A 12,564-nucleotide genomic window follows, 5' to 3' on the forward strand; every position below is an offset into this window, starting at 1 on the left:
ATGATTCGTCATGTTAAAACCAACCAAATAAAAAAGACAGAAAGAAGTATTTCTTCTTTCTGTCCAAATTATTCTAAGATTATTCTTTACCAACATCATTTGACTACATTACTTTTTATGATGATTGGCTCACCATTCACGCTTACTGATTATTGACCTAAATCATATGGATGTTCATCTTACCCAATTTCTGAACCATTTGGCATTGATTTTGGCGCTTCGACTACTTGTAACGTGCCATCGGGTGCTTCTGCAGAAAGAATCATCCCTTGACTGATTTGTCCACGCATCTTACGTGGTTTCAAATTCGCTACGATCACTAGTTTTTTGCCGATCAATTCACTTGGATCAGGATAAAATTCAGCGATACCTGATAAAATTTGGCGGTCTTGGTTATCTCCCGCATCTAAACGGAATTGCAATAGCTTATCTGCTCCTTCAACTTTTTGACAGTTGATGACTTCAGCTACTTTTAATTCCACTTTTTCAAATACATCAAATTTGATTTGTTTGTCTTTAGTTGAAACAAGCTCAGTTTCTTCGGGGTCCCATTTCACTGATTCTTCATTCGTTTGTGTTCCTTCAGACATTTTCGCTTGGATATAGCTGATTTCTTCTTCCATGTCCAACCGTGGGAAAATTGGTGTACCTTTAGCAACCACTTTTGTTCCAGAAGGAAATTCGCCAAAGTGCAAGCCTTGAAGATTCATCGTTTCTGGGTCTAGTCCTAATTGATTAAAGATTTTAATTGGCGTTTCTGTCATGATCGGTTGCAATAAGATCGCAGTGATCCGTAATGATTCTGCTAGATGGATCATTACACTCGCTAATTCTTTTTTCTTGTCCTCGTCTTTGACTAAAACCCATGGCTCTGTTTCATCGATATATTTATTTGCACGAGAAATCAAGACCCAAATTTCAGCTAATGCCGTATTGAACTCCATTTTTTCCATCGCATCATGATATCGTCCGACGACATTTGCAGCTGTTGTTGATAATTCACTATCAAAAGGCGTCACTAAAGAAGCATAGTCAGGAACGATTCCATCACAATATTTATTGATCATTGCAACGGTACGATTCAATAGGTTTCCAAGATCGTTCGCCAAGTCATAGTTGACCCGAGAAACAAAATCTTCTGGTGTAAATACGCCATCTGAACCAAATGGAACAGCACGAAGTAAATAGTAACGCAGCGCATCGAGACCATAACGTTCAACTAGCATCTCTGGATAAACCACGTTTCCTTTTGACTTAGACATTTTTCCGTCTTTCATCAACAACCAACCGTGACCAAAGACTTTTTTCGGTAACGGTAAATCTAATGCCATCAACATGATTGGCCAATAGATCGTATGGAAACGGACAATTTCTTTTCCAACCATATGGACATCTGCCGGCCAATATTTTTGGAATAAGCTATCATCATCAGAGCCGTAACCTAATGCAGTAATATAGTTGGATAACGCATCGATCCAAACATAAACGACATGTTTAGGGTCGTCTTTCACAGGGATTCCCCAACTAAATGTCGTTCTGGAAACAGCAAGATCTTCTAACCCTGGTTTGATAAAGTTATTGATCATTTCTTTCTTACGAGATTCTGGTTGGATAAATTCAGGATGTTCTTGGTAATATTCTAAAAGACGATCGGCATATTTGCTCATACGGAAGAAATAAGATTCTTCTTTGACTAATTCGACTTCATGCCCACTTGGAGCTTTCCCACCGATTACATTTCCTTCTTCGTCTTTATAAACTTCTGCTAATTGTGTTTCAGTGAAAAATTCTTCATCCGAAACAGAATACCAGCCTTCATATTCGCCAAGATAAATATCGCCTTGTTCAACTAGACGATCAAAGATTTTTTGAACAGCCGCTTTATGATAATCATCCGTTGTTCGAATGAATTTGTCATAACTGATATCCAGCGTTTTCCAAAGTTTTTTCACATCCGCAGCCATCTTATCGACATAGGCTTGTGGTTCAACACCTAATTCTGCTGCTTTTTTTTCTATTTTTTGACCGTGTTCATCCACCCCAGTTAGATAAAACACATCAAAGCCCATCAATCGCTTATAACGTGCAACTGCATCACAGGCAATCGTTGTATACGAATTACCAATATGCAGTTTGCCACTTGGATAATAGATTGGCGTCGTAATATAAAAAGTTTCCTTTTCTGCCATGGGGCTCTTCCTCCTTTATCGCATGATGCGAATTCATTTCCTTGCTAGTATACCATAAATCAAAAAGACTGCGACGATTTTTTCGCTACCCTCTAACAAATGCCTTTCCTCTTTATTATTTTCCTAGTAAAACATGCTATAATAATTAATAGTGTGTGAGAAGAAACCTAGGAATCAGTAAGTTTCGTTTTTAGTAAGCAGCATGTTTACATGTAGATTATCTCTCACAATGTCACGGAACTTTGTAGCAGTTCCGTTGTTTTATTTTGACGAAACATAGCTTCGACTTAATAGCTGCTTATAGGAAGAATACATCGTTCTCCCTTCTAAATAAACCTTTTTATAACAACCCAAAAGCAAGTGGATCTGAAATAGGTTGTTTATGTTTACGACTAATAGACAGTTCATTGTCCAAGAAAGGCTGAAATTTTATGCAAAAAAAACATCTTTATTTTACAATCAGTATTGCACTGCTTTCAGTGTTACACTGGCTGTTCAGCTATTTTTATATACGATTATATGGTTATTTTAACCTCCAAGGAAGCTTGAATCAGTTTCTTTTATTTACCCAAGTTTTTCGTTTTGTTCTCAATTTTTATATCATTTTTTGTGGGTATGTAACGCTTCGTGAAGAAAATAGAAAACTGTTACTAATCTATTTACTTTTCTTCTTCTTCAATTTACTCCTACCGTTTTTATTCCCTATCTAAGTATAGAAGTCTTTCTCCAAGGAAAACTTTGGTTTTTTTTTGGAGTCTGCTAAAATAAGGTAAAAGTATATTTAAACAAGAACGTCATCAGGAGGTTAAAAGATGAAACAATTTGCTTCTAAAGAAGAGGAAAAGTTATATTATGAACATGAAGCAAGTGAAGCTGATTTTCTTGACTGGTATCAAAAGCAAGAACGCCCAGAATATGACAAACCTTCTTTGACTGTTGATATCGTGTTGATGTGTTACAACAAGGAAGAAGATCAGTTAAAAATTTTACTGATCCAAAGAAAAGGGCATCCCTACCGAAATTCATGGGCTTTACCAGGTGGTTTTGTCCAAAAGAATGAATCCACTGGTGAAAGTGTCTTACGTGAAACCAAAGAGGAAACGGGTGTCGTGATTTCTCAGGAAAATATTGAGCAGCTACACACCTTCAGCACACCGAACCGAGACCCTCGAGGCTGGGTCGTGACTGTCAGTTACTTGGCTTTTATTGGTGAAGAACCGTTGATTGCTGGTGACGATGCAGAAGAAGTCCGATGGTTTACCTTGACACGCCAAGGAAACAAAATCCATCTAACGAGTGATGAAGTTGCTATTTCTTTAGATTTACTGACAAGTGAATCTTCTGGCAAAGATACTTTAGCATTTGACCATAGTGAGATCATTACGAAAGCATTTAATCGAGTGACAAATAAAATGGAACATGAACCACAAGTCTTACAAGTATTAGGTAAAGATTTTACGATCACAGAAGCCCGAAAAGTATTTGCAAAATTTTTAGGGATCGATTTTAAAATGATTGATCATTCAAATTTCAAAAAAGCGATGTTGCAATACTTTGATGAAATTGGTGAACGACCAGTAGGAATTGGTCGTCCATCCAAGATTTATCAGTTGAAGCCTGGAAACTATGAATAAGATGAAGATTTCAGAAAGCTGAAATACCAAAGATTTTTATTCGATTTTTCTGCAATCAGCAAATACCTGAGCAGTCACCCATTAATGACCATCTGATGGATAAATACTTCTCATAAATAAGCCGAAGAATTACACAAAAGCAATGCTTTTGGTATTCTTCGGCTTATTTTAGAGGTTAGCCAGAAAGGTCATTACCTCCTTGTTTGGTTTATCATAATTAGTGAGCTTTTCTTGAGAAGAAAATTCCTAGAAACAAAAACAGCAAGTGTTTTTTATCAACAAGGCGATCCCTAGCGCTCCTACCAGTTCATTTATTCAAAAATCACTTGTTTCCCGATTTTTTCTAGTTCTAGACTTTTTTTAATCACTAAAGGATCGGTTTGTTCATTCATATTGATCAAAATCAACGTTTTATTATACCAGTTTGCTTTATACCTCAGCTTAGTCACTAATTTATACCAATCTTGAAGTGAGAAGTCTGACAAGAAAGTTTCATTAGGGACAGCTTCTACAAACAAATAGTCATAATAACGAATCAATTTGCCAGATAACTGTTCCAAATAATTTTCTTTTTGAAATTTTTGTTTTAAATAAAGATCCATTACTTTACGCTTTTGTTTTTGATAGTTCTTCGATCGTTCCAAACGAGCTTTTCGTTTCTGAGCTGCCCGTCCCTTAATCCCTAATTTTCTCTTAGCCAGCTGCATTTCTTTTTCAGTTTTTTTCAACAATGGTAATGGTACATCAACTGGAGAGGATGTCTCGATTAGTTTTTGCGGATCATAAGCCACACCGATCCAACGACGAGACTCTGTTATTTCTTTCGCTGAAACCTCACAGAGTAAAGAAACATAAAAAGCTTCATTATAACGTGAGGAGATCGTCGCTGAACGAATCTCTCCTTCGATTGGTCGATGGAGGTTTACCTGAATGAGTTCTTTCTGTTTTGGCAGTTTTAGATACTTATCTTTCAAATAAATTGTGCCTTTTTGATTATTTGTTGTATAAGACTGCCACATACTTTTTTTATTTTTCAATTTTGGAAAACTGGCACGTTTTTTAAAATAATTACGAAACGCACGATCTAGATTTAGTTGTGCATTCGCAAGCGCTAAGCTGTCTGCTTTTTTTAAAAAATCATATTGCTTTTTTAAAGAAGCAGGAGTCAGTGTATAATCGATGACACCTGTTTTAGCGTAGCTTTCCTGACGGGCTTTTAGTAAGTGGTTATACGTAAAACGAACACAGCCAAAATTTTGAACAAACCATTGCTTTTGTGAAGCCGTGGGATAAATTCGGAATTTAAAGGCTTTTAGCATCAGCACTTACCTCCTAAGACGTCACAAGTAAGCTCGCTTCTTTTTGTCGTTTCAATTTTTTTGCGTAATAAGCCACTTCTTGCTCTGTCGCATAGACAAAATGCTCTGGGGCAATTTCTCTTAATGTCCGTTTTTGCCCATCTTCTGGTTCTGGTTGATACTTGATTCTTTTCCGCTGTCTTTCATGATCGGGATCTGGTAGTGGAATTGCAGATAATAAACTTTCCGTATAAGGATGAACCCCATGGTGGTAAATCTCATCACTTGTTCCCATTTCCAATAAACGACCGTTGTGCATGACACCGATCCGATCACTGATATGTTTGACCATGGATAAATCATGAGCAATGAATAAGTACGTTAGTTGTTGTTGTTTTTGCAGATCCTGTAATAAATTGACCACTTGTGCTTGAATCGATACGTCTAAAGCCGAAATCGGCTCATCACAAATAATAAAACGAGGGTTAACTGCTAAAGCACGTGCAATACCGATCCGTTGTCGTTGTCCACCTGAAAATTCATGAGGGTAACGTGTACCATGGCTCGGATTCAATCCTACCGTTCGAAGAAGCTCATCCACTTTTTCTGAACGTTCTTCAGGAGACTTGACCAATCCATTGACATCGATCCCTTCTGCAATGATGTCACGAACTTTCATTCGGGGATTCAATGATGCATAAGGGTCTTGGAAGATCATCTGAACCTCACGGCGAAACTTAGCCATTTCTTGTTTTCCTTTTAGCTTGGTGACATCTTTTCCATCAAAGAAAATCTCGCCATCGGTCGGTTCATTTAAGCGAATGACTGTCCGCCCAGTGGTTGATTTACCACTACCTGATTCACCAACTAAGCCAAAGGTTTCCCCTTCATAAATATGAAAGCTAATATCATTGACTGCGTGAACTTCATTTTTCTTTCCAATATTGAAATATTGTTTTAGACCATTAACCTCTAGCAGTTTTTTTGGCATTCGTCATCCCTCCATTCGCTTTTTGCTTTTCTTCAAAAATCGCCCAACGACGTTTGATTTCTTCAGGTGGCTCTACTTTTGGTGCTTGAGGTGCTAAAAGCCAAGTTGCTGCTTGATGTGTTTTTGATAATTCAAAAAATGGTGGTTCTTCTTCTGCATCAATCTGCAGGGCATATTCATTCCGTGGATAAAAGGCATCGCCTTTAGGTGGGTTCAATAAATCAGGTGGTGAACCCGGGATCGCATAAAGTCGTTCATTCGCACTATCTAAGGTCGGCATCGAACCTAACAAGCCCCAAGTGTAAGGATGTTGCGGATGATAAAAAATTTCTTCCGAGGTACCGACTTCAATGATCTTTCCGCCATACATCACCGCTACCCGATCCGCTACATTTGCTACTACACCTAAGTCATGTGTGATAAAGATAATCGAGGTATCGATTTTCGTTTGGATTTCTTTTAGCAGTTCTAAAATCTGGGCTTGAATCGTAACATCTAATGCAGTTGTTGGTTCATCAGCGATCAAGATCTCCGGGTAACAGATCAACGCAATCGCAATGACGATCCGTTGCCGTTGTCCCCCTGAAAATTGGTGAGGATAACTGTTGATCCGTTTTTCAGCCTCAGGAATCCCGACTAAGTTTAGTAATTCCAATGCTGCTTTTTGTCCTTCTTTTTTCGAAACTTTATTGTGTTTTCTCAAGGATTCCGCCACTTGTTTCCCAATCGTCATCGTAGGATCGAGAGAAGTCATTGGATCTTGGAAAATCATTGCGATTTCTTTCCCACGAATTTTTTGCATGGCTTTTTCTGATTGATCGACAATATTTTTTCCTTTGAATAAAATCTCGCCCGAATCGATCGTAGCATTACTTGATAACAATCTCATGATACTTCTGGTAGTGACTGATTTCCCACTACCAGATTCTCCAACAATTGCTAGAGTCTCGCCTTTGTTTAAATGAAAATTGACACCGCGGATCGCTCGGACTTTCCCAGCGTACGTATCAAATGAGATTTGCAAATTTTTAACTTCAAGAACTTTTGTCATATTCCTCACTCTTTCATTTTAGGGTCAAAGGCATCACGTAATCCGTCCGCTAGTAAATTGAAGCCGATCATGATAACAGATAACGTTGCCGCAGGGATCCATAATAGATATGGCAGGTACAAGAAAGTTTTATAGCCATCACTCAGCATTGTTCCCAATGAAGCAGATGGTGGCGTTAGCCCCAAACCAATGAAACTTAAAAAGGCTTCAAAGAAAATTGCCGATGGAATACTAAACATCATTTGAATAATGATTACACTGGAAATATTCGGTAAAATATGTTTGAAGGCAATTTTCAATTTCGATTCACCTAATGTCATACCAGCTAACACATATTCTTGATCTTTCAGTTTCAGGGTTTGCGCTCGAACGATACGAGCCATCGGAATCCAGTTCGTGATCGCCATTGCTGCCACGATGGAAAAAATACCTGGTTCAAAAACAACCAACATCAAAATCATGACTACCAGATTAGGAATCCCAGATAAGATCTCTAAGAAACGTTGCATTCCGTTGTCGATTCGTCCGCCTAGCAGACCAGAAATCAGCCCATAAGCAACACCGATCGTCACATCTAATAATGCAGCAATAAAAGCGATCAGTAAGGAAATTCGTGTTCCCATGAATAGCCGACTTAATACATCACGTCCTAGACCATCAGTTCCTAAAAAGAAATTCACATTTGCTGGAACATTTGCTTGGGCATATTTATCGACTAACTCACCACCAACCATCGCTTTTCCATTCAATCCATCGATATTTAACCCTGGAATACGTGGGGGTAGATTGATGTAATCAATATTTTGTGCCGTTGGGTTGTGTGGCGAAACAAAGATCGTAACGATCGAGATCAAAATGATCACTGATAGTAAAATCATCGAAACGACTGCGGCTTTGTTTTTCTTTAAACGTCGCCAAGAATCTTGAATGAAATTTAGCGATGGAGCTGCAATTTGTTCTCGTTCTTCTTCAGTGTTTTTTTGTAGCGGAAGAAATTTATCTGCAGGAATATCTGCTACTGTTTCATAACGTTTTGGTATCAGTTCCATCTAGCTTCGACTCCCTTCTGAAACACGGATTCTTGGATCAACTAAACCATAAAGCAGGTCAACGACTAAAATCACAAAGATCAACATAAATGAGTAAAGGATCGTTACTGCCATGATCGTTGGATAATCATTCGTCGTGATCGATTTAACGAATTGCTCACCAATACCGGGGATGGCAAAAATATTTTCGACTACTAACGAACCAGTCATCAAAGCAACTGCTAACGGTCCTAACAATGTCATTAATGGAATCAAACTATTACGAAGACCATGTTTAAAGGCGATCTCCCAACGACTTAATCCTTTGGCTCTCGCTAACTCTACATAATCGCTGTGTAATACTTCGACCATTTCTGTTCGGATAAAACGTGCCGAGTCGGCTAAAGGTGACATAGCCAATGCAATAGTTGGAAGGATCGTATAAATGAAGCCGTCCCATTTAGCAATCGGCAGTACATGCAAGCGGATCGCAAAAATATATTGTAATAAGACTGCAAAAACAAAGTTAGGGATCGAGCGACCCAAAATTGCAACCAACGTGGAAGAAGTATCTGCCCAAGTGTTTTGCTTCATTGCTGAAATCGTTCCTAAGATCGTACCGATCACTGTTCCAAAAATAATTGCTTGTAGTCCGAGTTGTAATGAAGGACCTACTCTACCAGCTAATAAATGAGCAACAGGCTGATTTTTAAATTGGAAAGAGATACCGAAATCTCCTTGAAGTAAATTTGACAAGTAAATACCATATTGGACGATCACAGGTTTATCCAGTCCAACTTGTTGATTCAACATAGCGATCGTTTCAGGACTCAAGCGCTCTTGGTTGGTATAAGGTGTGCCTGGTAATAATTGCATTAAGAAGAACGTGATTGTGGCAATCAACCAAAGCGTAATGGCCATAAAGAAGACACGTTTCAATACATATTTTAGATAACTATTCACTAATGTTTCCCCCTAGCTTTTGACTTCTGACAAATGTTTCGCTACATTATTAATGAATGAACCAAAGATAAAGGAGCAAACTGATGAAAAAGAAATCTCTTCCCTACCTGATTGCTGGTGTCTTGATTCTCCTGATTATTGTAAAAAATAGTTTGAATCATCAACTAACACTCACTCAATTATCAAATGATTTATTTTTATGTGCGATGCCGTTTTTGATTATCGGCGGATTTTTATGGGTTTTTTCCTCGGGTTTCTTTGATCATTTTCAACGATCGATCTATTTAGCCCGAACAAGAAACCGCAAGAAAAAACCAGAATTTTCTTCACTCTCGTCTGCCAGCTATGGTATGTATACCTTTTGGCTGATCATTGCCGGAATCTTGCTTGCTCTTTCTATCGTGCTGGTGATTTTTTCGTTTCTATGATACGTAACCTTTAAAAAGTGGAGAGAGATTAAGACAACTGCCTTAATCTCTAGTCCGCTTTTTTTGTCTTAATGTTTGCCTATTCTTCTACATAAGTCCATTTGTAATCCCATGAAGCTCCTGCAGCGTGGTGGACAATTCCTTTGACTTTTTCATTGACTAAGTGTCCTTCTGCTTTTTGGTAAACTGGGATCACACCCATATCGTCTGCCATGATTTTAGTTGCTTCTTGCAGATCCGCCCAACGTGCTTTCTCATCGCCGGCATCTTTATTCCCTGAGTCATCTACTACTTTGTCGTAGTCCGCATTACTCCATTGTCCACGGTTATAAGAGTTACCTGCAACAAATAGGTCAGTAAAGCTGCTTGGATCAGCATAGTCTGCTGCCCAACCGCCTAATACAGTATCAAAATCACCTGAAGATGAACGGTCTAAACGAACAGAGAATGGAACTGGTGTTGGTTTAACTTTTACGCCATCTAAATTTTCTTGGATTGAGTTTTGGATATACTCGATCACTTTTTTCGATGCATCATCATCTGAAGCCATCAAATTGAATTCAAGGGAATCAATGCCAAGTTCTTTTTTCGCTTTTTCCCAATATTCTTTTGCTTTGTCTTTATCGTAAGAAACAAGCGTTCCTGCTTCTTTCGCAAAATCTTCATTTGTTTCTGGATTTTTAGACATGTCCGCTGGGATCAAGCCAGTTGACACAACCGATCCATCTCCTAGAACTTGTTTCACTAACGCATCACGATTGATTGAGTATGAAATAGCTTTTCTTAAGTTGACATTTTTAAATGGTGAATCAGCTTCACGTTGGTTCAACTCAATATAGCTCGTACGTGCTTCTTTGACTGACGTATAAGCTGGATCATTCGCATTTTGTTGAGCGAGTTCCCCTGAAAGGATCACGTCATCTGCTTGACCGTCTTTAAAGAGATTCAACGCTGTAGAAGATTCTTTGACCACGCTAACTTTGATTTCAGATAACTTCACTGCATCTTTATCCCAATAATTATCATTTTTCTTGTATGACCATTCGGTATCTGTCCCTGGTCCGTCAAAATCTGTTAAGGTAAACGGTCCATTGTATACTGCTTTATCGCTTGCTGAAGCGTAAGCATCACCGTTTTCTTCCACCACTGATTGTTTTTGCGGGAAGAATGATGGGAAAGCAAGTAAATATTGGAAGTATGGCGTTTGTTTCGTTAATGTGATTTCTAATTCATGATCGCCTACTGCTTTGATTCCTAATTCTGATTTATCTTTTTTGCCTGCTGTGATTTCTTCTGCATTCGCTACTGGAGCAAAAAGATACGCATATTCAGAAGCTGTGGCAGCATCCACTGTACGTTGCCAACCATAAACATAATCAGCCGCAACTACTGGATCACCATTGGACCATTTAGCGTCTTCACGCAATTTGATCTTGTAAGTCAACCCATCTTCACTAACTTCTGCCAGTTCACTCGCTCCTGCTGGTTGTGGTTTACTATCCTTATCTAAACGATAGATTCCCTCATACACATTATTTAATGCAGTGAAACTAATTGTATCCGTTGCTAAAGATAAATCTGCTGTTGGCATTTCTTGAGGTACGACTAAATTGAATACTCCGCCTCCATCTGTAGAGTTGCCACTCGCTGAATTACTACTTTTTGTATTTGCACTTCCGCCATAACAGCCTGCAAGTACCAGCCCACTCAAGGCTACAACACTAAATGCCCATTTCTTTTTCATTTCCCGTACCCCTTTTGTCGAAATTTTCAGAATAATTAGTTTTTTCTGAGTTGTTTAAGAGTTTAATGAATAATTATTAAAAAAGCAATACTTTTTTCTCGGTTTTTTTTTAAATAATGTCATTATAGTGAAATATTTATTGTTCTTTTCTGAAAATACACTTATTTTATAAGGTTTTATTTCTACTTGATAAAAAAATAAAATAATTTTCATCAAAAAAAAATAAATCGTAAAAACAGCTATAATGTTCGGATTTAGCTCATAAAAAGATTATAATTTTTTATTCTAACAAAAAAACACTAATACTAGAGAACAAAATGGATCGTTCATTTCTCTAATATTAGTGTCTTAATTTATTCCGTTGGCTCTCTTTTGGCCACTCGTTTTGCTAACCAAATATCAGGCTGGTTCCACCCATTCGCATCTGGGATCACACCGATGATCTGATAGCCAAGTTTCTCATAAAATGTATAGGGATGATGATTGATATTTTTGATTTCTTGTAACTTTGCAAAGGTATCTTCAAATAAATCCGTTTCAACTAAATTTGTTTGTCCTTCAACATCATCTGTCCCTAGATAGATGACCAGGCCACCATATGAAGCGACTTCTTTTTCCAGATAGGAAACCAATCGTGTCCCGATTTGTTGTTTGCGATGCGCGCTTGCTACTACCAAAGGATGTAACTCCCACCCTGTTTTGCCATATTGAGGGATCGCTCCAACAAAACCGACCAATTCCTCCCCTTCAATCGCCGATACAGCAATCCGTTCTGGAACCATCAACTGTTCGACTTCTTTCATCGGCTCTGTCCCATACTCATCAGGCCAAGTCAATCTTAAAAGATCTGCAAGCTGATCTCGCAAGACAATATTCTCACGATCAAACTCACTGATAATCATCGCTATCCCTCCCTTTTCTGCCTATTTTAGCAGTACTAGAAAGAAAAAAGAAAAGTTTATGCTTAAGGTCGTGAAAAGAGCGGTCTGCCCTGAGTATTAAGGATGAAAATCTCGAAACAGCTTTTCATGTTTTTAGATTTTTTGACTTAATACCGAAGGGCAGCTCTTTGAACGCCGTGGATAAGGTCGTGAAAGAAGCGTTCAGCTCCGAGCGAATAAGAGAGGATTTTTTAAAATAGCTTCTCATATTTTAGAAAATCATCGCTTATTGCTGAGGAGTTGCTTCTTGAACGCCGTGGATAAGGTCGTAAAAACATCGGGTAGCTCCGATGACAA

General features: G+C 38.3%; 11 protein-coding genes. 3 read left to right on the plus strand and 8 right to left on the minus strand.

The features are described 5' to 3' along the window. Nucleotides 1–179: 179 nt before the first annotated feature. Nucleotides 180–2,189, minus strand: a complete 2,010-nt coding sequence (gene metG / locus IGL28_RS10930; protein ID WP_010720780.1) for a methionine--tRNA ligase — start codon at nt 2,187–2,189, stop codon at nt 180–182. Nucleotides 2,190–2,620: 431 nt separating this feature from the next. Here metG and IGL28_RS10935 point away from each other — a divergent pair, with 431 nt between their 5' ends. Together IGL28_RS10935 and IGL28_RS10940 are read left to right on the plus strand one after the other, a co-directional pair. Further along, a complete protein-coding gene (locus IGL28_RS10935; protein ID WP_081128502.1) occupies nt 2,621–2,899 on the plus strand; it encodes a hypothetical protein in 279 nt (92 codons plus the stop codon). Between the two features lie 102 nt (nt 2,900–3,001). Then, nucleotides 3,002–3,823: an NUDIX domain-containing protein gene (locus IGL28_RS10940; protein WP_010737158.1), complete on the plus strand. Its 822-nt coding sequence runs from the start codon at nt 3,002–3,004 to the stop codon at nt 3,821–3,823. Between the two features lie 311 nt (nt 3,824–4,134). Here IGL28_RS10940 and IGL28_RS10945 read toward each other — a convergent pair whose 3' ends face one another. Genes IGL28_RS10945 through opp3b form a run of 5 tightly spaced genes read right to left on the minus strand, consistent with a single transcriptional unit; the run spans nt 4,135 to nt 9,154 of the window. Then, entirely contained in the window at nt 4,135–5,142 is a 1,008-nt protein-coding gene (locus IGL28_RS10945; protein ID WP_034700625.1) for an RNA-guided endonuclease TnpB family protein, read from the minus strand. Nucleotides 5,143–5,155: 13 nt separating this feature from the next. After that, entirely contained in the window at nt 5,156–6,112 is a 957-nt protein-coding gene (locus IGL28_RS10950; protein ID WP_010720784.1) for an ABC transporter ATP-binding protein, read from the minus strand. Then, nucleotides 6,087–7,163: an ABC transporter ATP-binding protein gene (locus IGL28_RS10955; RefSeq protein ID WP_010720785.1), complete on the minus strand. Its 1,077-nt coding sequence runs from the start codon at nt 7,161–7,163 to the stop codon at nt 6,087–6,089. The genes IGL28_RS10950 and IGL28_RS10955 overlap by 26 nt, the downstream gene beginning before the upstream one ends. Nucleotides 7,164–7,168: 5 nt before the next feature. Next, nucleotides 7,169–8,212, minus strand: a complete 1,044-nt coding sequence (locus tag IGL28_RS10960) for an ABC transporter permease (RefSeq protein WP_081128500.1) — start codon at nt 8,210–8,212, stop codon at nt 7,169–7,171. Continuing rightward, nucleotides 8,213–9,154: an oligopeptide ABC transporter permease gene (opp3b, locus tag IGL28_RS10965; protein ID WP_010720787.1), complete on the minus strand. Its 942-nt coding sequence runs from the start codon at nt 9,152–9,154 to the stop codon at nt 8,213–8,215. 83 nt (nt 9,155–9,237) lie between these two features. Here opp3b and IGL28_RS10970 point away from each other — a divergent pair, with 83 nt between their 5' ends. Continuing rightward, nucleotides 9,238–9,582: a DUF3899 domain-containing protein gene (locus tag IGL28_RS10970; protein WP_010720788.1), complete on the plus strand. Its 345-nt coding sequence runs from the start codon at nt 9,238–9,240 to the stop codon at nt 9,580–9,582. A gap of 79 nt (nt 9,583–9,661) precedes the next feature. On the opposite strand, the gene IGL28_RS10975 is transcribed toward IGL28_RS10970, so the two are convergent. Both IGL28_RS10975 and aac(6') read right to left on the minus strand, forming a co-directional pair. Next, nucleotides 9,662–11,326 (minus strand): peptide ABC transporter substrate-binding protein, encoded by a 1,665-nt coding sequence (locus IGL28_RS10975; RefSeq protein WP_081128498.1) that lies wholly within the window; start codon nt 11,324–11,326, stop codon nt 9,662–9,664. Between the two features lie 353 nt (nt 11,327–11,679). Then, nucleotides 11,680–12,228: an aminoglycoside N-acetyltransferase AAC(6')-Ii gene (gene aac(6') / locus IGL28_RS10980; RefSeq protein ID WP_081128496.1), complete on the minus strand. Its 549-nt coding sequence runs from the start codon at nt 12,226–12,228 to the stop codon at nt 11,680–11,682. Nucleotides 12,229–12,564: the final 336 nt, after the last annotated feature.

Origin of the sequence: Enterococcus sp. AZ077, from assembly GCF_051714965.1 — a bacterium.
GTDB classification, from domain to species: Bacteria; Bacillota; Bacilli; order Lactobacillales; family Enterococcaceae; genus Enterococcus_B; species Enterococcus_B hirae.